This window comes from uncultured Algoriphagus sp., from assembly GCF_963974835.1.
GTDB lineage: Bacteria > Bacteroidota > Bacteroidia > Cytophagales > Cyclobacteriaceae > Algoriphagus.
The window spans coordinates 394,359-415,611 of the sequence record NZ_CAXBET010000002.1; the positions used below are offsets into that span (position 1 = coordinate 394,359).

Sequence of the window (21,253 nt, forward strand, 5' to 3'; positions counted from 1 at the left end):
TAATAGCTACCTTTGGAGCATGAAAGAACTCGGTTTAATCTCAAAACTACCCATCAATAGATTTACAGACTTCGGGGCCTACTTGGCTCTGAGTTCCGGAGAAGAACTTTTACTACCAAAAGGATACCTTCTTGGAGAGGAAAAAGAAGGGGACTTAATCGAGGTGTTTGTATACACAGATAGTGAAGACCGTCCTGTGGCTGTCACACAAAAGCCGCTGGCACTATTGGATGAATTTGCAGTTTTGGAAGCCAAGGAAGTTACCTCATTCGGTGCCTTCGTGGATTGGGGATTGCCAAAAGATCTTTTTGTGCCCAAATCAGAAATGGGTAAAAACATGGAAGTTGGTCAAAAATACTTGGTTAAGGTTTGTGTTGATTTTAAGACCAATAGATTAATTGGAGTCAATAAGTATAGAGATTTTCTACGCTTGGCTCCAATGGATTGGGAAGAAGGAAAGGAGCTCGAAGGAGTGATTTTCGAAGAAACTGATCTGGGTTTCAAAGTCCTAATCGATAATGAGTTCGAAGGCTTACTTTTTAAAAATGAAGTTTTCCAACCTCTGGAGCTTGGTGAGAAAAGAAAGGTTTACATCAAAAAGAACCGTGAAGACGGGAAATTGGATTTGCAATTATTGCCTCCTGGTCGTGTGAAATACGACGAAGGATCGGAAAAAATACTTACCATATTAGAGGCTAAAGGCTTTTTACCTTTGCACGATAAATCCGCTCCTGAGGAAATCCAGCAGCAACTTGGCATGAGCAAGAAGCATTTCAAACAATGCATAGGACAATTGTACAAAGCAAGAATGATCCAAATAGAACCTGATGGAATCAGACTAAATGCATCGAATTAAGCTTAAGAATATCCGTAGGCGTAATGCAGAGAATGGCTCTATTTCGGAGACTGGCGATGGGTGCCTTGATCAGGTTTGGTGATTTGATCAAGATATTCAGCCAACTTTCGTCATCCCAGTTTTTTCCTGCAATAAATTGCTGATAATCCGGATGAGCTCTGTTGAGTAAATCTTTCGCTCTGAGGTTGAGTTTTAGTAAAAGACTATTCCATTGAGTAGGAGTGAGCCTCTCTTTGCTTAGATCTATTCTATTCACGAATGGCGAAATTGACTTGGCATAAGCTAGGGTTTGCTTATCTACAAGCTGCGACGGAGAATGGTAGAAATACAATTCTGAAGGATGAGTTTTCATAGCTATATGGGTTTAATTGTTTATTAAGATACTGAATATCTATAGCTTATGAAAGAATTATTTACCGATAATTATTAGTGTACCTTATTTAACTTCCAGAGAAATTGGAAATTGACCTTAATAATTTCAGAAAAGAAAGCAAATCAGAATATTCTTCTAACCAAAAACTGAAGGCCAGACTTAAAAAAGTGAAGCCAAAAATTTTGGACGAGACATTCGAGAAGCTTCATGAAGAGGCTTTTGAGGAAATAGACTGTCTGGATTGTGCAAATTGCTGTAAAACCACAAGCCCCATATTTCTCAATACAGATATTGATAGATTAGCAAAAGTTTTTAGGATGAAAAGCAGTGCTTTCATCGATGAATATTTACATCGTGATGAGGAGGGAGATTTTGTGCTAAATTCTTCTCCCTGTACTTTTCTTGGAGAAGATAGTAAGTGTTTGGTCTATGAAGACCGACCAAAGGCCTGCCGGGAGTATCCGCATACCAATCGTAAAAAAATGCACGGTATTTTAGAGCTTTCCCTTAAAAATACACTTGTTTGTCCAGCAGTTTTCAAAATTTTCCAGCAGATTGGGAAGGAATATAGGAAGTAATACTTTTCTTTTGCTTTTTTGAAACCGTAAACCTATTGATAATACTATGCAAAATCAGGAAGCACATTTCCTTGGAGTGGATGTGGGGGGAACTCACTTGAAAATCGGCCTTGTAGACAGAGAAGGCAATATTTTAGACTTTGTGAAAGAAGATACCACTTCTTATCGTGATCATCCTGAAGGTTTTGGACCTGCATTTATAGCAGGTTTGGAGAAATATCTAGCTAAATATCCTACAGTAAAACAAGTAGGAATAGGCCTCCCAGGCATGATTTCTAAAGACAGAACTACTGCTATTGAAATTCCTGCCATCCCAACGTTGAACGGGTATAATCTAAAGAAGAATCTAGAAGCAAAATATCCAAAACATGAATTTTCCCTAGAAAATGATGCAGCAGCAGCCGCTATCGGAGAGTTTTATTTTGGAAAAGATGACCCATCCCAAAACTTCCTTTTTATCACTATGGGAACTGGAATTGGCAGTGCCTTGGTGCTGGATGGAGAAGTTTTTAAAGGCTCCCGAGGAAACGCAATGGAAATGGGACATATGCTCTCTAAAGGTGCTGCTAGATTGGAGACGTTGATCGGAAGACAGGGGATATTAAATATTATGGCCCGTCTCATCGATGCTTATCCAGAGAAAGCCGGTGTATTGGTAGGAGCTGAACTTGGAACTCACTTGCTTGTCGATACTGCGAAAGCTGGAAATCCCGTATCACTCATGGTTTTTGAGGAGGTTGCAAGGATTTTGGGAGAAGCGATTGTATCAGCTATACGCATCTTGGATGTCACGGATGTATACTTTGGAGGAGGCATTTCTGCAGGTTTAGAGTATATGATGCCTACACTAGATCGAACGATCAAACAATACCTTTCCCAGTATTATGGTAAGGACTTAGTTTTGAAAAAAGCAACTTTAGAGAACAACGCAGGAACGCTCGGAGCAGCAGCGCTGTGTTTTATGGGTTCTGGGTTGTAATAGTCACCTCGGAAACTTTACTTATAGCATTTAGTCGAAAAAGAACTCTCAGGGGTTCTTTTTCTATTTTTACACCATCGCAATTACCGCTGGGTTCAAGAAAATAGAAGAAAAAAGTCTGGCTCTTATCCACCAACTCTACCCGGTCCGGACGACCGAATGTTTTGATCAAAGCTTGGTTGTCTACTCCCAAATAAGAATGTTTCAATCTTTCAAGTTCTTCGAGGTCCTGAATTCTCAATCCTTTGCAGCCATAATGGTCAGACTTCCAATTTTCCATATTCATGCTTCCGGTATCCCTTTTTTGACTACAGGAAAATGCAAGAATGATGATAAAAAAGGAGGTGAAAATTCGGGAAATTGGACGCATTCTATAGAGAATCAGTAGGGATTTGAGAGTTGATTTGGTGATTTTTCCAAAGCCAAAGGAAGGAGGCAAATGAATAAAAACTTAAAACTCCCACTAGAATTTGCAAAGGTAGGAGAGATTGGACCAAGAAAAAGACAACGGCTACAAAAGCCAGAATTCTTATTACTTCCTGAGGTACATACCAGCCTCTTTTTTCAAAAACTCCAGAAAAACTCACCGTACTCCAAATTATAATCAAACTCACAAATAATTTCGGTAGCCACGTGAAGCTGTCAACTTTGAAAAGGAAAAAACCTGTAAGTAGTAGAACAAGAATATATTGAGCAAAAACATACCAATTCAGTGATGCTGGAACAACAGTGTCAAACTTTTGGTAATCATATTCTATTTCTTTTGGAGCTCTGTAACCACCTAAATATTCTGGCAACCATCCAGGTTTATTAAAAAGATATTTTACTCTGTCTGACAAATGCGGGATTTGCTGCAGCTCATTTTTCATGCTGGCATAGTGAGCTAGGTTTACCCACAGAGGATTCCAGCTTCGCACAGGAGTAGTGATTCCGTAGGTTGGCTTTTCCTCTTCCCTTTGAAAAGTGCCAAACCATTTGTCAAATATGATAAAAGTACCTCCATGGTTTTTGTCGATATACTTTGGATTTCGACCGTGGTGAACCCTATGATGGGAGGGGGTATTCATAAATTTCTCCAAAAACCCCATTCTGTCAATAGCTTCTGTATGAATCCAAAATTGATAAAGCAGATTAATGCCAGAAGCCAGTACCAGCATGACTGGATCAAAACCTAAAAGTGCAAGTGGGAAATAGAAGAAAAACGTCCAAATAGTTTGTGTACTGCTTTGGCGAAGTGCCACAGACAAATTGTATTCTTCACTGGAATGATGCACCACATGGCCTCCCCAAAATAGATTAATCTCATGACTCATCCTGTGAGCCCAATAGTAGCAGAAATCATATAGAAAAAAGAGCAGTAGGAAAGTCCAAAAGTTGTTGGAAATGGTGAAAAACGAAAGATGCTCATAGATCAGTGTGTATATACCAATTGAAAGGATTTTGATAAATACACCGGTGACTTGCGAGATTACTCCACAATTGATGTTTGTAATAGCATCATTTAGCCGATATCCGGGATGTTTTTGGAATCTGAGTGCAATCATTTCTACAGCCATCAGAATGAAATACATAGGAATCGCTAGCACTACTGGACTGATGTTCATTATTTTGGGCGTTTTTGCGAAGCAATCTGTCAAAGATAAAGATAAAACGAACAATGATAAGTCGGATTCAGTTTGACCAAATCCTTTATATTAGCGCATTCAATTCCCCTCAATTATGTATTACCGATTCGGAAAAGCCTTTTATTTCCTCAGTGTTGCCCTATTCATTTTCTTTCTTCTTTATTTCTATTCTGCTCTGCCTGAGAAGGTGAGTTACAATTTTAGCGAAAATGGTTTATCGCCCGAAAAGCTAAGTAAAGGCACTTTTTTTTATGGAATGATTGCCATTTTTATTATAATGAATGTGATTGTTTTGCTTCCTCCAAAGTTGCTTGAAACTAAAAGTCATCAAGGACTAACGCGGGTTTTCCCGCTAGGGGATAAGTTTCGGGATTATTTCTTGGGGTGGTTCTATTCATTCGGAGGTATTCTCAATATGAGCTTGGGCATGCTAGTTCTCTATATCCATGCCATCAACAATCAGGAAGAAATAGCAGCAAGTCAATACAGTTTCTTTCTTTATCTATTCCCAGGGTTGTTTGTAGTTTGGGGAGTTGGTTTGATAGCAATTCTTATGGGGAAATTTAATCAGGTGAAAAATAAGTCTTGAGCACATTAAGTATTAATTAAAAACATGGCTGGAGAAGTAAAATATACAGAAGATAGTATTAAATCCTTGGATTGGAGGGAGCATATCCGACTCCGACCGGGAATGTATATAGGTAAACTTGGCGATGGAAGCGCGCAGGATGACGGTATCTATGTACTGGTGAAGGAAGTGCTTGACAACTCCATCGATGAGCATATGATGGGGTATGGTCGAACGATCGAAGTGAAGATTACTGAGCACAAGGTGGAAGTACGTGATTATGGTCGTGGTATTCCTTTAGGAAAGGTCATCGACTGTGTCTCTAAGATAAATACTGGGGGAAAGTATGATTCCGGAGCTTTTCAAAAGTCTGTAGGATTAAATGGGGTCGGTACCAAAGCGGTGAATGCTTTGTCGGATTTCTTTAAAGTTCAGGCGTACAGAGAAGGTGAGACTAAAGTCGCAGAATTCGAAAAAGGAATTCTTGTAAATGATGCACCTATTGTTAAATCCTCGGACCGTAATGGCACCAAGATAGTTTTTATTCCTGATGGAGGGATTTTCAAAAATTACCACTTCATCCCTGAATATCTGGAAAACCAAATCTGGAATTATGCTTATCTGAATGCCGGTCTTACGATTAATTATAATGGTAAAAAATACTTTTCTGACAGGGGTTTATTTGACTTGCTTTCCAATAAAATAGATGAGGAAAGTCAGCGCTATCCTATCATTCATTTAAAAGGGAATGATATTGAAATGGCGCTTACTCATTCCAATCAGTACGGTGAAGAATATTATTCTTTCGTAAATGGTCAATACACTACGCAAGGAGGGACGCATTTGGCAGCTTTCCGGGAGGCAGTGGTGAAGACTGTTCGAGAGTTTTTCAAAAAGGATTACGATGCATCTGACATCCGTCAGAGTGTGGTGGCTGCGATTTCAATACGTGTGCAGGAGCCTGTATTTGAATCTCAGACCAAAACCAAACTGGGCTCTCAGTCCGTAGGGCCGGATGGGCCGACTGTCCGAACCTTTATTAATGATTTTCTGAAGACTGAGCTGGATAATTACCTCCATAAAAATCCTGCAGTAGCGGATGCTCTTTTGAAAAGAATCCTTCAATCTGAGCGTGAAAGGAAAGAGATTTCAGGCATTAAAAAGCTGGCGAATGATCGGGCGAAAAAAGCCAATCTTCATAATAAGAAGCTGAGGGACTGTAGAGTGCATTACGATGATCCTAAAGCAAATGAAGAAGTTAAAAACAACACCATGTTGTTTATAACGGAAGGTGACTCAGCTTCAGGATCTATCACCAAATCACGTGATGTGCAGACTCAAGCAGTATTTTCTCTTCGCGGAAAGCCACTAAATTGTTTTGGGATGACCAAAAAAGTGGTTTATGAAAATGAGGAATTCAATCTTCTTCAACATGCCTTGAATATTGAAGATGGGATAGAAAGTTTGCGCTACCGGAAAATTGTAATCGCGACTGATGCAGATGTCGATGGCATGCATATCCGTCTGTTAATTATGACTTATTTCTTGCAGTTTTTCCCTGACTTGGTTAAGAATGGACACCTATTTATTTTGGAGACACCACTATTTAGGGTAAGAAACAAGAAAGAAACGATCTATTGCTACTCTGATGAGGAGCGTCAGCGGGCTATTCATAAACTTGGCAACAAGCCTGAAATCACCCGATTTAAGGGATTGGGGGAGATTTCTCCAGACGAATTTGGAGGATTTATTGGCGAAGATATTCGCTTGGAACCTATCATTCTCAACAAGGAAACCAAGATTGTTGATTTGCTTACTTTTTATATGGGCAAAAACACGCCTAACCGTCAAAACTTTATCATCAAAAACCTTAAAATCGAAAAAGACTTGGCTCTGGAAGATCCTAAGAAGGCTGAAGTTGAGGACGAAGAAAACGAAGCGGCATAGATTAATGAAGCAAAAAGTTGAGCTGATTGATTAAGATTTGGAAAGTTGTTGAGGCTTTCAACTTTATAAATACTGGACAATACTATGAGTGAAGAAAACAACTTACCTAAGAATGGAGATGATTCCCTGCACAATTCTGTCCCGGTGACAGGAATGTATAAGGAGTGGTTTCTGGATTATGCTTCTTATGTAATACTGGAGCGTGCTGTCCCTGCTGTAGAAGATGGTCTGAAACCTGTACAGCGAAGAATCATGCACGCCATGAAAGAGATGGATGATGGGCGATTTAACAAGGTTGCTAACATCATCGGTCAGTCTATGCAATTTCACCCGCATGGCGATGCTTCAATTGGCGATGCTATAGTAAATATGGGTCAAAAGGACCTTTTGATAGAAACTCAAGGTAACTGGGGAGACGTACGGACAGGGGATCGTGCTGCAGCTGCCAGATATATTGAGGCGAGGCTGTCAAAGTTTGCTTTGGAAGTGTTATTTAATGCCCAGACTACAGAGTGGCAACTTTCTTACGATGGGAGAAAAAGAGAACCAGTAACTCTTCCTGTCAAATTCCCACTTTTGCTTGCTCAGGGTGTGGAAGGTATAGCAGTTGGGCTTTCCACGAAGATTCTTCCACACAACTTCTGTGAGTTGATTTTGGCATCTATTGAGGTATTAAAGGGAAATAAGACCAATGTTCTCCCTGATTTTATCACAGGTGGATTTGCTGATTTTTCTGAATATAATGAAGGTCTTCGAGGAGGAAAAGTAAAAGTTAGGGCAAGAATTGAAGAGGAGGATAGTAAAACTCTATTAATAAAGGATATACCATTTGGTGTGACTACTGATTCTCTGATAGATTCTATTCTGAAAGCTAACGATAAGGGTAAGATCAAGATTAAGAAGGTCGTCGATAATACAGCTAAGGATGTAGAGATAGCAATTCAATTGGCACCTGGAGTTTCTCCTGATGTGACGATTGATGCTCTGTATGCTTTCACAGATTGTGAGGTATCCATTTCGCCAAATGCATGTGTGATTATCAAGGATACTCCGGTTTTTCTCACAGTTAATGAAATCCTGGAATATAATACCAAACAGACCAAATCTCTTCTCAAGCGGGAACTAGAAATCCGTAAGGCCGAATTGATGGAGAAGCTTCTTTTCTCTTCTTTGGAAAAAATATTCATAGAAAACAGGATATATAGAGACATCGAAGAGTGTACGACTTGGGATGATGTATTAAAGGCTATCGATGAGGGTTTAGACCCATACAAACCTGATTTTTACAGAGAGATCACAACAGATGATTTGGTTAGACTCACAGAGATTAAGATCAAGCGTATTTCCAAATTTGATACCTTCAAAGCTGATGAGTTGATGAAGCGTCTTCAAGATGAATTAAAGGAAGTCAATCATCACCTGAGGCATTTGACTGATTATGCGATTGCTTATTACGAAAACCTATTGACTAAATATGGCAAAGGACGTGAGCGTAAGACAGAGATCAGAACATTTGATGCTATACAAGCAAATACTGTTGCGGCATCCAACGCCAAATTGTATGTGAACCGGGCCGACGGATTTGTGGGCTACGGGCTCAAAAAAGATGAATTTGTATGTGACTGTTCTGATCTGGATGATATCATCGTGATTCGGAAAGATGGTGTTTGCATGGTGTCCAAAATCCAGGAGAAGAATTTTATGGGCAAGGATATTCTGCATGTAGCTGTATTCCGAAAAGGAGATGAGCGAATGGTTTATAATTATATCTATCTAGATGGATCTACCGGTCGTGCGATGGTGAAGCGGTTTCAGGTTCTGGCTGTTACCCGCGATAAGGAATATTTGCTCACCAAAGGAACTAAAGGAAGTAAGCACCTTTACCTTACTGCAAATCCAAACGGCGAGGCGGAGATCATTACTGTTTATTTGACTCAGGGAGCCAAAGCCCGAGTCAAGGTTTTTGATTTTGACTTTGCTACCATAGATATAAAAGGAAGGGGAGCAGGAGGCAATATTCTCACCCGATACCCGATTCGGAAAATCCAGTTGAAAATGGAAGGAGTTTCTACTTTGGGTGGATTGAATATTTACTATGATTCGGTTGTTGGTAGATTGAATACGGATGAGCGGGGAGAGTTAATTGGTAATTTCCTAGGTGATGACAGGATTTTGGTTTGCTATAAAAATGGAGATTATGAGCTGACCACCTTTGAATTGACTAATAGGTATGATGCTCCAAATATCGTGTTGATCGAAAAGTTTGATCCAGATAAAGTGCTGTCTGCTATATACTTCGATGGTGGTAGTAAAACCTATTATATAAAACGTTTCCAGATTGAGACAACTACGTTGAATAAAAATTTCAACTTCATTTCAGACCATAAGAACTCCTATCTAAAACTTATTTCCACAGAAAAACAACCTCAGGCTCGTGTCACTGTGATCAAAGGGAAAGTGGAAGAGGTGATGGAATACGACTTGGATATGCTCATAGATATCAAGGGATGGAAAGCCTTAGGCAATAAGTTGAGTACGTATGAAATTAAAACACTTAGCTTGATTGAATCAAAAAAGGCAGAGAAGGCAGAGGAATCTGATTCAGACCCGGATGAAAATGAAGCCGATGCTGACGACGATCTTGAAGTAGGTTCTACCATAGATTTGAAGATTAAGAAAGATGATGAAGAACAACTGGGGCTATTCTAATAGCCCCAATCTTTAGATGGAAATACCAAATCAATTGCAACCTATAGATCAAGGCTGGCTGGATTATTTGAGCCAATACATCACTGATAATAAGAAATCAGTAATGGAGAAAGTTTTGGCTCAAAGAACACGATTCATCACAGTGGTACTTGAGGATATTTTCAAGCCTCATAATGCCAGTGCAGTTCTCCGTACATGCGATTGCTTTGGAATCCAGGATGTTCACGTCATTGAAAAAATGAATGCATATAAGGTCAATCCATTTGTAACCAGAGGAGCTTCCCAGTGGATTGATCTTCATAAGTATTATAATAAAGAAGGATCAGCAGTTCAGGATTGCTTCACTACTCTAAAAGCAAGTGGCTATAAAATATATGGAACTAGTCCTTTGCCGGGATCAATATCTATTCATGATTTAGAACCTGATGAAAAAATAGCGCTAGTTTTTGGCAACGAACATGAGGGAATAAGTGAAGAAGTTCGTGAAAATGTGGACGGGTTAGTTCATATTCCGATGCATGGGTTCACGGAGAGTTTTAATATTTCCGTGGCAGCATCTATTTCATTGTATGAATTGATGAAGAAAGTCGGGAAGTACGACCACCCTGGTTTTTATTTGACAGAAGAGGAGAAACAACTGCTTAGAATGAAATGGTATCCATCGGTTGTCAAAAGAGCCGACCTTCATGAGAAAGCCTACTTAAAAGGAAAAAAGCGTTAATTCTTTTTATGAAAGATTGAGTTGATCTGTTCGTTAAAAGGAGTTTTTTGAGTCCTGCTTTTTGCTTTTTGACGTTGTCTCTGTTTTTTCTTTTGCTCTTTACTTTTTACCAACACCATGCGGGCGGAAATCCCCACCTGACCTCTAAAGAATTCTTCTCTTCCTATAAGATTGATATTGGGTTTATAGTCCACAGAGATGACGGTATTCAGAATGGTAAGTTCCAATCCACCAATCAAATCAGCTCCTACAGTCGTATTGCCATAGGTATGCAGTACCTGCTTGCTCTCTTCGTCTTTTATGTAGCTTTCTTCCACTCCAAATGATGCCCCAGCTCCGTAATAGTAATTAAATCGCTTGGAAATTATAGGATGATGCTTTTCCACCAAAGCTGAGAAAGTTGTATTAAGATTAAAGTCAGATTGGAGGATTGCTTCTATCGATACCCTCTTGGAAATTCGTTGTTGCGCAGTGAACCCCACGGTTCTGTATTGGTTATTATTTCCAAGCCGTAGACCTACAGCTGTTCCATAACGCTGCGCTTGAGAGATGGACATCGATGCAAAAAGCAGGAAGAAAAGTAGGGAAAGGCGTGTTTTCATAATTTAATACTTGTTTTTCAAGTCATCGAGATAACTCTATTGAGAATTTTCCGGTCAACATTATCCCAACTGTTATTAGTAATCTGAGTGATATTTTAAATAACATCTCACAAGAATGACCGTTGTTCAATAACTATTCCAACCTTTTCATGAGATAGAAGAGGAATAAAAAAGTCCCCACTAGCATGCTGCCAATGAGGACTCTATAATTCTGATTGCTGGTAATTATGATTCAGAAACTACAATCTTTTCGATTTTGTCTCCCGCTTTTATCTCATCGATAATATCCAGCCCTTCTACGACCTTACCAAAACAAGTATGGTTTCTATCTAAATGAGCTGTATTGTCTCTACTGTGACAGATAAAGAACTGAGAGCCACCTGTATTTCTTCCAGCGTGTGCCATGGAAAGTACACCACGATCGTGGTATTGGTTTTCTCCATCTAGTTCGCATTTGATGTGATACCCAGGTCCGCCAGTTCCATTTCCTTTAGGACAGCCACCTTGTATTACGAAATTTGGTATAACTCTGTGAAAAGTCAAACCATCATAAAATCCTTTGTTTGCCAGGTCAATAAAGTTTTGGACTGCTATAGGTGCATCCTTTTCGTAAAACTCAACTTTCATTGTCCCTTTTTCTGTAATTAATTCTGCTGTCTTCATTTTTTCAGGTTTTCGTTATGTCCTAGTCAGGAATTTTGAATTCTTAGGTGTGCAAAAATATAATAATTAAGATAATATATGGAACATAAATTATCTCATACACGATTTTCAGAACTCTAGCTGGTTTAGCATCACTTTTTTCAATGTGCTTAAGTGTCGAAAAAATAATTATTAAAGTTTAAACTGCTAGTAATCAACTTATACTGTCTGATATGATCTAATATATCCTATCAATTCTACCCAAAACCTTCCTCAAAAAATGGCTGATTAAGCTGATTCTATCAGCTTACTAAATCAGGAAAAAGAGGGAATAAAATATAATTGACTTTCCTAAGTCAGCTTTTTAAGTGAATATTTGGGTATACAATCTGAAAATTGTCTGTATAAAACTACTAAAATTCATAAAATATAAGTCAAAAAAAGTGCTTTTATTTCAAATACAATCGATTGTATATGAAAAACAGATTATTATTTTGGAACGTACTTTTGGTAATCATCCATAATTGATTCTTTACTAATATTGTAATTTATTAGTTGGCCTCAATGCCATAATTCAGTGTCTTTTACTTTGGAAACAAGACTTAAAAAGGTTTATCATTGTAAAATTGATTTCACCCAAATAAAACAATCCTTGGAAAAAGACCTCACTACTGAATTTGATGAGCCAATGCTTTTTGGTCATCCAAAAGGCTTATTTTACTTATTTTTTGCAGAACTCTGGGAGCGCTTTAGCTTCTACGGCATGAGGGCTTTACTTACTTTATACATGGTAGAGGTCATCTTTGAAGCCTTGAGCGATAGAGATTATGCTACCGCAGCAGTTTATGCATCTTATGGATCGCTCGTTTATGCTTCCACAGTGATAGGCGGTAGAATTTCAGATAAAATTCTGGGAATGCGTAATTCCATCTTTCTTGGAGGTGTGTTAATGTCACTCGGGCATTTCGTTCTTGCCGTAGAAAATAACGTAGCCTTTTTCCTAGCGCTATCACTTATTATAGTTGGTAACGGATTCTTCAAACCAAATATTTCCACTTTTGTAGGAACCTTATATCCTGATGGTGATACCAGAAAAGATTCCGGTTTTACCATTTTCTATATGGGAATAAACATTGGTGGTTGGGTGGCACCTTTGCTTTGCGGCTGGCTGGCAGTTACCTATGGCTGGCATTATGGATTTGCTCTGGCTGGTTTTGGAATGCTTTCTGGGCTGATATTCTTTTGGAGTGGCATTCGCAACGGCGTATTTGGAGACAAAGGACTTCCTCCGACCTCAGGGGAGATTGATCGGAAAGTTTTAGGGATTAAAAATAGGTACTTAATTCCTTTACTGTCAGTCTTGACTGTACCAGTCGTAGCCTACCTGTTGTCTTCCTACAAACCACTAGGAAGTGAAGGTACTTTCTTTGGCGATCAGGACATAGTAAATGTGATTTTCAAAATAATTGGTGTCGGTATTTTAGCTTATTTAGCTTATATCATTTTTCAATCAAATAAGGAAGAAAGAGGGAAGCTTATAGTAGCGGTTCTAATCACTGTTTTCATGACCATTTTTTGGGGCTTTCATGAACTTTCAGGAAGTGTGATTACGCTATTTGCATCCAGGAATATTGATTTAGGAGGAATTATGACTGCTTCCCAAACCAATTCATTGAACTCGATGTGGATTATTATTCTTGCAATTCCGATTTCCTTACTTTGGACTTTTCTTTCCAAAAAGAATTTGAATCCAAGAACACCTTTCAAATTTGGAATGGGGTTGCTATTCGCAGGTCTTAGCTTTTATATTTTACACATTAGTAAGAATAGTGCAAATGAAGCAGGTTTGGTGCCTTTTGCCTATTTACTGTTGATGTACTTCTTGATTTCCATTGGAGAGCTATTTATGTCACCAGTTGGACTTTCTAAAATTACAGATTTGTCGCCCAAGCGCATTGTTGCCTTTATGATGGGAGTGTGGTTTTTATCTTCTGCATTTGCTTTTCAGGTAGTAGGATTTATCGGAAAGCAACTAGCGATAGAAAGTACTGACAAGAATATTGGTGGGTTTGAAACACTAGGCGTCTATACCGATGGATTTTTGTTGATAGCTAAATATTCATTGGGGGCAGGAATTTTAATTCTAATTGCTTCACCATTCATTAAAAGGCTAATGGGAGACGTGCACTAGATGCTCGGTTATAATTAGAATCAACACAAAAGAGGCTGTCTATAATCGACAGCCTCTTTTGCTTTGATGTTATTGAGATTTTATTTGCTTTCTTTTTCTGCTACCCAGGACTTGATTTGCTTCAGCATATTATCCAAATCTTCTCTGGTATACAGTTGCCCATCCTTAATCACGTCATGAATGCTCAATGTCGCTGAGATATCCTCAAAAGGATTACGGTTTAGCAAAATTAGATTTGCCTTTTTTCCTGATTCAACAGCGCTAAATTCAGTAATCCCAAAGTAATCAGGTCCATTGATCACAGAAGCTTGTAAAGCTTGCAGGGGTGTAAGCCCAAATTCCACAAACTTTTGGAGTTCTAGATGTATAGCTAATCCTGGGAAATCGTAGGTGTTTAGGTACCCGGCATCTGTGCCAGCAATGATTTTCATGCCTGATTTTTGAATCAGGGGAAGTAGGGACGAAACTTTCTTAAAATTTTCATTTCTTTCCCTGGAAACCTCTGCAGATTCTCCAGCCATTCTCTCAATTCGCCATTGATAACTTTCCTTTAGCTTTGGCCCCAGATAATTCAGAATAGTATCATGAGCAAAGTCATTCTCATCCAGATAGGCGATATTATAGCTGATCAGAATTGTGGGAACAATCCCAGTTCCCTGCTCAGCTAATTTTTGAAAATTCGCCAAAGCAACCGAATCATCGTATGTGGCAGCTTGAAGTTTTGCTGCATCTGATATAGTTAATTCTCCAGAAGCTATTCCTGCTGATATTTCGGGTTCAAGAGGAGTGGTAGCCCTCATCATATAGGATAGATGCTCTATAGTCTTTTGTCCTGCTTTAGAAACCTGACCTAGGGTAAGTGCTGCTGGGATATGACCCGAGACGCTATATCCTCTTAAAGAGGCTTTTTCGACCGCTTTAAGAAAAAGATCTGGAAGAAGCGTATTGTCCGTAATCTTAATAAAGTCTACATTCAGTTTATCAAGTGAATCAAGTGCCTGGTCTAATTCTTCCTCTGTTCCTACCTCCAAATCGCCTGGCCAGATAGATGCTATTCCTTCTATCTTTGGACCAGATGTTAGGATTTTAGGACCTATTCTCGAGCCATTGTTTATTTCATCCCGCCACTTAAGCACTTCCAGACTTATATCTCCAGCAGAAGCACGAACTGTGGTGACTCCAAATGCTAAATATAGAGGTAGAAGCTGTTCATTTTCGTCTATATATTCTGCTCCGCCGAAGTGAACATGGTTGTCCCAAAGTCCTGGCATTAGAAATTTCCCATGAGCATTTAGCTCTTCTTTTGCCTTATACTTTTCAAAAAGTGAGGAATCTCCAACTTCTACAATGGTTTCAGATGATATGAAGACAAATCGGTTCTCCATCATCGACCCTGATTGTATATTTAATACAGTTGCGTTTTTTATTACTAGATCTACGGATGATTTTGAATGGCAACCGGAAATTATCAGGCCTAAAACAATGACTTGTTTGATTCGCATAGTTAGAATAAACTTCCCTGAACGGTAGTCTTCTTAGTGGCCTGAATGGTTCCCTTAAGCATTTCCTGCATTAATCGTAGGAAACCTGGTTCCCAATTCTCAGCATGAATTTTATGGTCTTTCGCTTCATACTCTATAGGGCCAAGCATTTTTTCGTAGCCTATGATCATGCTCCAGATTGTGTAAAAAGCAATTTCTGGTTGAAGTTCCGGGCGAATACTTCCGTCCTTTATTCCTTGGCTGACCATCATGATGCCAATTTTTGCTGGCTCATGATGCGCTTCCAAAAGTTTTTGAAAGTGCACTGACTCCAATGTTTTAGGATCGATAAGCTTTCTGGTTTCAGCATTATTATATTTCTTCAACAAGTCCAGAAAATTCAGAATAGCATCGTAATAGACCTGATTTGCTTTGGCAAAAGCAACAATTTTGACCAAAAGTTCTGAAAGCATTTCCAGCCCTGATTTACCTTTGGACCTGTACACGTCCCGGAACTCATCCTTGAACTGATCGAATGCTTTTTTGGTCAAAGCCATAAAAAGATCCTCTTTGTTTTTATAATAGAAATAGGTGAGACCCTTGCTGATTCCTGCAGACTTTGCCACATCCTCCATTCTTGTGGCCAGATAGCCTTTGGAAGTGAAAAGTGAAACTGCTGAATCCAAAATTAGTTTTTCTTTATTTTTCTCTCCTGCCATAAGGTTTTTGTTTTCTAAAAATTGATCCCAAAGTTATTAAACAAGGGTCAAAACTGAGCTTTTACTTAGCTATATTTTATCTAGATTGAAGAAAAAAAGGCTTTAGGGGATTTCCTAAAGCCTTTTCTGTAGAAATTAGAAAATTAATTTACTTCCACTATGTAATAATTTTTCTTGCCTTTCTGAACAAGTAAATACTTGTTTTGAAGCAAGTTCAATTTTATATCAGAATTTGGATCGGTGAGCTTTTCCTTATTTACACTCACTCCGCCTCCTTGTATCATTTTTCTAGCTTCGCCTTTAGAAGTGAACACAACTCCTTTAGTGATATCTCCGAAAAGCTCCAGAATTGAACCTAATGATTCGTACTCATCTTTGTCTATTTGAACTTGAGGCACTCCATCAAAAACTTGAAGAAAAGTACGCTCATCCAAAGCAGCCAAATCTTCGGTAGAAGATTTGCCGAATAAAATTTCAGAGGCTTTCACTGCCATATCAAAATCAGATTCACCATGAACCATGATGGTGATTTGTTTTGCAATTTCCTTTTGCAAGGTTCGTAGGTGAGGAGCTTGAGCATGTTCTATTTCCAAGCTTTCTATCGTAGCTTGATCCAAGACTGTAAAAATCCTGACATATTTGGAAGCATCCTCGTCGGATACATTCAGCCAAAACTGATAGAAAGCGTAAGGAGAAGTTTTCTCTGGATCTAGCCATACAGATCCGCCTTCAGTTTTACCGAATTTGGTGCCATCGGCTTTTGTGATTAAAGGAACCGTCAAGGCATAAGCCGATCCTCCGCCCATTCTTCTGATCAATTCTGTACCTGTGACGATATTTCCCCATTGATCAGAACCACCTAGTTGTATGGAGCAATTTTCATTTTTCCACAAATGATAAAAGTCATATCCTTGAATCAACTGGTAGGTGAATTCTGTGAAGGAAAGACCGTTTCCATCTTCCAGACGTCTTTTTACAGAGTCTTTAGACATCATATAATTAACGGTGATATGCTTTCCGATATCACGAATAAAATCCAAAAAGCTAAACTTAGACATCCAGTCATAATTGTTGACAAGTTCTGCTTTGTTGGTTGTGGATCCTTTGAAATCAAGGAATTTGGCTAGCTGATTCTGGATGCAGGAGATATTGTTATCCAATGTGTTTTTATCCAGAAGATTTCTTTCCGCTGATTTGAAAGAAGGATCACCAATCATACCAGTCGCACCGCCGACCAAGGCAAACGGTTTATGTCCTGCGCGCTGAAAATGTAAAAGTGTCATTACCCCAACTAGGTGACCTATATGTAAGGAGTCTGCCGTCGGATCAAAACCCAGATATGCAGACGACATTCCTTTATTAAGATGCTCTTCGATCTCGGGGGTCATGTCCTGAAGCATGCCTCTCCAGCGTAATTCTTCTATGAATGAATTCATCTAATGGTTGATTTTTCGAGGTGCAAATATAGTCTAGTCTGCCAAAGGAAAGAAGGAAAGCTATAAGGCATTCCGCGATTATTTAAAAATCTGAAACAAGCCTATAATTTACTTACATGTAAAACCGCCTCATTCAAAAATGGTTTTTTGCTTACTTTCAGCGATAAATTAATTTCCTATGAATTTCAAACGTTTGATTGTTTTTACACTTTTAGCTTGTGCTATTGGTACTACGGTTTTCGGCCAAGATTCACCCAAATGGATACGATATCCGGCTATTTCACCCGATGGCTCTCAGATTGTATTCACTTACAAAGGGGATTTATACATAGTAAGTAGTAGTGGTGGTGATGCCAGGCAGCTCACTTTTCATGAAGCACATGACTATAAACCTGTTTGGAGCCGGGATGGGAATCAAATTGCCTTTGCTTCAGACCGCTATGGCAACTTTGACATTTTCGTGATGAGCCCTGCCGGGGGAGCAGCAACTAGACTTACTTACCATTCCAATGACGAACAGCCATTTGAGTTTAGTGCTGATGATCAATCCGTGATTTTTGGTACCAGCCGAATGGACATCGCCGAACATAGACAATATCCTACTTCCTCCCAGCCTGAATTATACTCAGTTCCCAGAGCTGGTGGTAGAGTGGATCAGGTGTGGACCATTCCTGCTGAGTATGTGCAGAGCAATAAAGATGGTAGCAAAATGCTTTACCACGATAAAAAGGGTGGGGAAAACGAATGGCGCAAACATCATCAGTCGGGAATTGCCCGGGATATATGGATGTATAAAAAAGAAAGTAATTCTCATACCATGCTGACTAGCTTTTATGGTGAAGATAGAAACCCGGTTTTTTCTCCAGACGAGTCCGAGATCTATTACTTGAGTGAGGCAAATGGAAATTTCAATGTCTTTGCCATGAACATTTCTAATCCAAAGGAAACTGCAGCCTTGACTTCGTTGCAGAAATTCCCTGTGCGCTTCCTTAGTATTTCGAATGATGGATTGATGAGTTTTAGTTACGATGGGGAATTATATACTTTGAAAAAAGGAGAGGAGCCTAAGAAACTAGAGGTGACCATCAAGACCCAAGCTATTAGCAATTCAGATAGCTACATAGAAATCAATGGTGGAGTGAGAGATATGTCTATTTCTCCTGATGGAAAAGAGATCGCTTTTATTGCTAGAGGAGAGGTTTTCGTGACATCGGTCGACGGTGCTTTGACCAAGAGAATTACCAATACGCCAGAGCAGGAGCAGTTTGTGGAATTTGGACCAGATGGCAAGTCAGTGATTTATGCTAGTGAGCGTGACAACAAATGGAAGATATTTCAAAGTACTAAGATGCGGGCAGAAGAGCCATTCTTTTTTGCATCCACACTCATAGAAGAGAAGCCTCTGATTAGTTTGGAGGGTGAAGTCTACTTACCAAAGTTCTCTCCGGACGGAAAAAAACTTGCTTTTGTAGAGGATAGAAGGACGCTGAAGGTGATGGACATGGCAAGCAAAGAGACGGTGACGCTTATGACTCCAAACCAGCTTTTTCACATGCGTGATGGTGATCAGTATTTTACGTGGAGTCCAGATTCTAAGTGGTTGCTAGCTACCTATAGACCTACTATGGCTAACTCTGAAGTGGTGCTTTTGGATGCTTCAGGAAAAGAGGAAATGAGAAATTTGACAAAGAGCGGCTATGGGGACGATGCAGCAAAGTGGGTTAATGAGGGTAAGCAAATGCTTTGGTTCTCCAATCGTGATGGGCTTCGTAGCTATGCCACCAGCGGACAAAGCCAGAATGATGTCTACACCATGTTTTTTGATAAATCCGCTTGGGATAAGTTCACTATGTCTAAAGAGGATTTTGATCTCATGAAGGAGATAGAAAAGGCCAACAAAATGGAAGGTGAAAAAGGCAAAGACGAGAAAGACGAAAAGAAGGATCATAAAGACAAGGCCGTAGAGCAGTTAAAGTTTGACTGGGAAGGGATTGAAGAGAGAAAAGCCAAATTGACAATCCATTCTTCTTCACTTGGGGATGCGGTATTATCTAAAGATGGTGAGAAGCTCTATTATTTAGCAGCATTTGAGAAGGGAATGAATCTCTGGAGTACAGACTTGAGAACCAAAGCGACTAAGCAGGAGCTCAGCTTGGATGCTAGTAGAGGAAGTTTAATGTGGGATAAGGATCAAAAGAATTTGTTCTTGCTCAGCAATGGTACTATTTCTAAAATCAATCCAGATGGGATGAAGAAAGAAGCAATCAAAATTTCCGGTGAAATGACCTTTGATAAGGATGCTGAGCGGGCATATATGTTTGATCATATTTGGCTCAGGACAAAGGGTATTTTCTATACTCCTGATATGCATGGTGTGGATTGGGAAATGGCGAAGGTAGATTATGCAAAGTATATTCCTCACATTGGTAATAGTTACGAGTTTGCAGAGATGATCTCTGAAATGATTGGAGAATTGAATGTTTCACATGCTGGAGCTAGATATTCTAGATCCATAGATTTGGCAGATGAAACCGCTTCCATTGGCATTTTCTGGGATTATAAGTTTAAAGGAAATGGTATCAAAATCACAGAAGTCATAGCAGGAGGACCCTTGGACAAATCAGATCTAGCCATAAGAAAAGGAATGATTATAGAGAAAATAGACGGCCAACTGATAAGTCCGGAGGCTGATTTCGCAAAATTCCTTAATCGAAAATCTGACAAGTTCACGTTGATTGAATTGTTTAATCCAGAGACCAGCGAACGAAAACAACTTACCATTAAGCCAATATCATTGCGGGAAGAAGGCCAACTACTTTACAAGCGATGGGTGAAAATCAATCAGAATGAAGTAGATAGTTTAAGTGGTGGCAAATTAGGGTATGTACATATCCCCGGCATGAGTGATGGCCCTTTTCGGAATGTATATGAGGAAATGATGGGTAAATATCATGACAGTGATGCGGTAGTAGTGGATACGAGATTCAATGGAGGTGGCGACTTAGTAGCAGATTTGGCGATGTTCTTTACAGGTGAAAAATTCCTTACCTATGCCACCGAAGCTAGAGAAGTGGGATATGAACCTACAGCTAGGTGGACCAAACCCACACTGGCTATGTTTAATGAAGCTAATTACTCAGATGGGCATTGCTTTGCATGTGGCTACACGGATTTAAATATTGGTAAAACAGTGGGGATGCCAACTCCAGGAACTTGTTCATTTGCTGGGTGGGAGAGTCTACCTGATGGTGGAAGATGGGGGGCAGTTCCTATTTCTGCCAAAAATAAAGCTGGTGAGTGGTTAGAAAATAATGAAACGCGACCACAATTTGAAGTTAAAAATATGCCTGGGAAAATTGACCAAGGAGTAGACCAGCAATTGGAGAAGGCTGTGGAAGAGCTTTTAAAAGAAGTAAAATAGAAAAGCAATAAAAAAAACCTGGTAGTGATACCAGGTTTTTTTATTCACTTATTCGAAAAGGATTACTGATACGATTTAGTATTCAGCGTTTCATCATTTTTGAAGAATTCAGTGAGTTTTCCGAAGGAATTTTCGAAATATCCATCCAACATCTTCTTGATAATGAATGAACGGTATTCATCTTTCGAAACGATTGGGAAGTATTCGTGACTTTTACCGTAAGACTTGTGACTTACAAACCCTTTGCGTTCCAGGATTCTAACAATCGTAGAAACAGTGTTGTAAGCAGGCTTAGGCTCTGTCATGGGTGTTAGGATGTCTTTGACAAATCCCCGCTCGATTTCCCAGAGGATCTGCATGATCTCTTCTTCGGCTCTTGTTAATGGTTTCATAAATAAGGCGTTA

18 protein-coding genes are annotated in these 21,253 nt (G+C 39.3%); 9 read left to right on the forward strand and 9 right to left on the reverse strand.

The genetic code is table 11. The features are described from left to right. The first annotated feature begins 19 nt into the window (after window positions 1–19). Entirely contained in the window at window positions 20–856 is an 837-nt protein-coding gene (locus AACZ73_RS07705) for a S1-like domain-containing RNA-binding protein (protein ID WP_339876883.1), read from the forward strand. On the opposite strand, the gene AACZ73_RS07710 is transcribed toward AACZ73_RS07705, so the two are convergent. Next, on the reverse strand, window positions 834–1,208 hold the full coding sequence (locus AACZ73_RS07710; RefSeq protein ID WP_339876884.1) for a glutaredoxin: 375 nt from the start codon (window positions 1,206–1,208) through the stop codon (window positions 834–836). The genes AACZ73_RS07705 and AACZ73_RS07710 overlap by 23 nt on opposite strands. Before the next feature lie 110 nt (window positions 1,209–1,318). Here AACZ73_RS07710 and AACZ73_RS07715 point away from each other — a divergent pair, with 110 nt between their 5' ends. Together AACZ73_RS07715 and AACZ73_RS07720 are read left to right on the forward strand one after the other, a co-directional pair. Next, window positions 1,319–1,807, forward strand: coding sequence for a YkgJ family cysteine cluster protein (locus AACZ73_RS07715; RefSeq protein ID WP_339876976.1), 489 nt, complete (start codon window positions 1,319–1,321; stop codon window positions 1,805–1,807). Between the two features lie 46 nt (window positions 1,808–1,853). Beyond that, window positions 1,854–2,786: an ROK family protein gene (locus tag AACZ73_RS07720; RefSeq protein WP_339876886.1), complete on the forward strand. Its 933-nt coding sequence runs from the start codon at window positions 1,854–1,856 to the stop codon at window positions 2,784–2,786. Here AACZ73_RS07720 and AACZ73_RS07725 read toward each other — a convergent pair. Further along, window positions 2,767–3,156: a hypothetical protein gene (locus tag AACZ73_RS07725; RefSeq protein WP_339876888.1), complete on the reverse strand. Its 390-nt coding sequence runs from the start codon at window positions 3,154–3,156 to the stop codon at window positions 2,767–2,769. The genes AACZ73_RS07720 and AACZ73_RS07725 overlap by 20 nt on opposite strands. Window position 3,157: 1 nt before the next feature. After that, the gene (locus tag AACZ73_RS07730; RefSeq protein ID WP_339876890.1) at window positions 3,158–4,390 is read right to left on the reverse strand and encodes a sterol desaturase family protein; all 1,233 of its coding nucleotides are present in this window, start codon (window positions 4,388–4,390) and stop codon (window positions 3,158–3,160) included. Between the two features lie 115 nt (window positions 4,391–4,505). Here AACZ73_RS07730 and AACZ73_RS07735 point away from each other — a divergent pair, with 115 nt between their 5' ends. The 4 genes from AACZ73_RS07735 (at window position 4,506) to AACZ73_RS07750 (ending at window position 10,356) form a co-directional block, all read left to right on the forward strand. Beyond that, window positions 4,506–5,000 carry a DNA topoisomerase IV gene (locus AACZ73_RS07735; RefSeq protein WP_339876891.1) on the forward strand — a complete coding sequence of 165 codons (495 nt, stop codon included), beginning with the start codon at window positions 4,506–4,508 and terminating at the stop codon, window positions 4,998–5,000. 24 nt (window positions 5,001–5,024) lie between these two features. Then, window positions 5,025–6,926 (forward strand): DNA topoisomerase IV subunit B, encoded by a 1,902-nt coding sequence (locus AACZ73_RS07740; protein WP_339876893.1) that lies wholly within the window; start codon window positions 5,025–5,027, stop codon window positions 6,924–6,926. 84 nt (window positions 6,927–7,010) lie between these two features. Next, window positions 7,011–9,635: a DNA gyrase/topoisomerase IV subunit A gene (locus tag AACZ73_RS07745; RefSeq protein WP_339876895.1), complete on the forward strand. Its 2,625-nt coding sequence runs from the start codon at window positions 7,011–7,013 to the stop codon at window positions 9,633–9,635. A 16-nt stretch (window positions 9,636–9,651) separates the two neighbouring features. Continuing rightward, a complete protein-coding gene (locus AACZ73_RS07750; protein WP_339876897.1) occupies window positions 9,652–10,356 on the forward strand; it encodes an RNA methyltransferase in 705 nt (234 codons plus the stop codon). On the opposite strand, the gene AACZ73_RS07755 is transcribed toward AACZ73_RS07750, so the two are convergent. After that, window positions 10,353–10,958 carry a hypothetical protein gene (locus AACZ73_RS07755; protein WP_339876898.1) on the reverse strand — a complete coding sequence of 202 codons (606 nt, stop codon included), beginning with the start codon at window positions 10,956–10,958 and terminating at the stop codon, window positions 10,353–10,355. The two genes, AACZ73_RS07750 and AACZ73_RS07755, sit on opposite strands and share 4 nt — an antisense overlap. Before the next feature lie 225 nt (window positions 10,959–11,183). Continuing rightward, window positions 11,184–11,621, reverse strand: coding sequence for a peptidylprolyl isomerase (locus tag AACZ73_RS07760; RefSeq protein WP_310098005.1), 438 nt, complete (start codon window positions 11,619–11,621; stop codon window positions 11,184–11,186). Window positions 11,622–12,252: 631 nt separating this feature from the next. Between AACZ73_RS07760 and AACZ73_RS07765 the strand changes: the two genes are divergently transcribed. Further along, window positions 12,253–13,791 carry an oligopeptide:H+ symporter gene (locus AACZ73_RS07765; protein ID WP_339876901.1) on the forward strand — a complete coding sequence of 513 codons (1,539 nt, stop codon included), beginning with the start codon at window positions 12,253–12,255 and terminating at the stop codon, window positions 13,789–13,791. Window positions 13,792–13,871: 80 nt separating this feature from the next. On the opposite strand, the gene AACZ73_RS07770 is transcribed toward AACZ73_RS07765, so the two are convergent. From AACZ73_RS07770 to tyrS, 3 genes are all read right to left on the reverse strand, one after another. Next, the gene (locus AACZ73_RS07770) at window positions 13,872–15,293 is read right to left on the reverse strand and encodes an amidohydrolase family protein (RefSeq protein ID WP_339876903.1); all 1,422 of its coding nucleotides are present in this window, start codon (window positions 15,291–15,293) and stop codon (window positions 13,872–13,874) included. Window positions 15,294–15,295: 2 nt separating this feature from the next. Next, a complete protein-coding gene (locus AACZ73_RS07775; protein ID WP_339876905.1) occupies window positions 15,296–15,991 on the reverse strand; it encodes a TetR/AcrR family transcriptional regulator in 696 nt (231 codons plus the stop codon). Window positions 15,992–16,134: 143 nt separating this feature from the next. Then, entirely contained in the window at window positions 16,135–17,427 is a 1,293-nt protein-coding gene (gene tyrS / locus AACZ73_RS07780) for a tyrosine--tRNA ligase (RefSeq protein ID WP_339876907.1), read from the reverse strand. Between the two features lie 178 nt (window positions 17,428–17,605). On the opposite strand from tyrS, the gene AACZ73_RS07785 reads away from it, so the two are divergent. Beyond that, window positions 17,606–20,848 carry a S41 family peptidase gene (locus AACZ73_RS07785; protein ID WP_339876909.1) on the forward strand — a complete coding sequence of 1,081 codons (3,243 nt, stop codon included), beginning with the start codon at window positions 17,606–17,608 and terminating at the stop codon, window positions 20,846–20,848. Window positions 20,849–20,910: 62 nt separating this feature from the next. On the opposite strand, the gene AACZ73_RS07790 is transcribed toward AACZ73_RS07785, so the two are convergent. After that, a complete protein-coding gene (locus AACZ73_RS07790; RefSeq protein ID WP_339876911.1) occupies window positions 20,911–21,240 on the reverse strand; it encodes a BlaI/MecI/CopY family transcriptional regulator in 330 nt (109 codons plus the stop codon). Window positions 21,241–21,253: the final 13 nt, after the last annotated feature.

Bases quoted from the DNA above. Each gene is read 5' to 3' on its own strand.
- tyrS (WP_339876907.1), bottom strand. From the start codon at position 17,427: ATGAATTCATTCATAGAAGAATTACGCTGGAGAGGCATGCTTCAGGAC.
- AACZ73_RS07775 (WP_339876905.1), bottom strand. From the start codon at position 15,991: ATGGCAGGAGAGAAAAATAAAGAAAAACTAATTTTGGATTCAGCAGTT.
- AACZ73_RS07735 (WP_339876891.1), top strand. From the start codon at position 4,506: ATGTATTACCGATTCGGAAAAGCCTTTTATTTCCTCAGTGTTGCCCTA.
- AACZ73_RS07760 (WP_310098005.1), bottom strand. From the start codon at position 11,621: ATGAAGACAGCAGAATTAATTACAGAAAAAGGGACAATGAAAGTTGAG.
- AACZ73_RS07740 (WP_339876893.1), top strand. From the start codon at position 5,025: ATGGCTGGAGAAGTAAAATATACAGAAGATAGTATTAAATCCTTGGAT.
- AACZ73_RS07710 (WP_339876884.1), bottom strand. From the start codon at position 1,208: ATGAAAACTCATCCTTCAGAATTGTATTTCTACCATTCTCCGTCGCAG.
- AACZ73_RS07770 (WP_339876903.1), bottom strand. From the start codon at position 15,293: ATGCGAATCAAACAAGTCATTGTTTTAGGCCTGATAATTTCCGGTTGC.
- AACZ73_RS07725 (WP_339876888.1), bottom strand. From the start codon at position 3,156: ATGCGTCCAATTTCCCGAATTTTCACCTCCTTTTTTATCATCATTCTT.
- AACZ73_RS07750 (WP_339876897.1), top strand. From the start codon at position 9,652: ATGGAAATACCAAATCAATTGCAACCTATAGATCAAGGCTGGCTGGAT.
- AACZ73_RS07790 (WP_339876911.1), bottom strand. From the start codon at position 21,240: ATGAAACCATTAACAAGAGCCGAAGAAGAGATCATGCAGATCCTCTGG.
- AACZ73_RS07755 (WP_339876898.1), bottom strand. From the start codon at position 10,958: ATGAAAACACGCCTTTCCCTACTTTTCTTCCTGCTTTTTGCATCGATG.
- AACZ73_RS07745 (WP_339876895.1), top strand. From the start codon at position 7,011: ATGAGTGAAGAAAACAACTTACCTAAGAATGGAGATGATTCCCTGCAC.
- AACZ73_RS07730 (WP_339876890.1), bottom strand. From the start codon at position 4,390: ATGAACATCAGTCCAGTAGTGCTAGCGATTCCTATGTATTTCATTCTG.
- AACZ73_RS07720 (WP_339876886.1), top strand. From the start codon at position 1,854: ATGCAAAATCAGGAAGCACATTTCCTTGGAGTGGATGTGGGGGGAACT.
- AACZ73_RS07785 (WP_339876909.1), top strand. From the start codon at position 17,606: ATGAATTTCAAACGTTTGATTGTTTTTACACTTTTAGCTTGTGCTATT.
- AACZ73_RS07705 (WP_339876883.1), top strand. From the start codon at position 20: ATGAAAGAACTCGGTTTAATCTCAAAACTACCCATCAATAGATTTACA.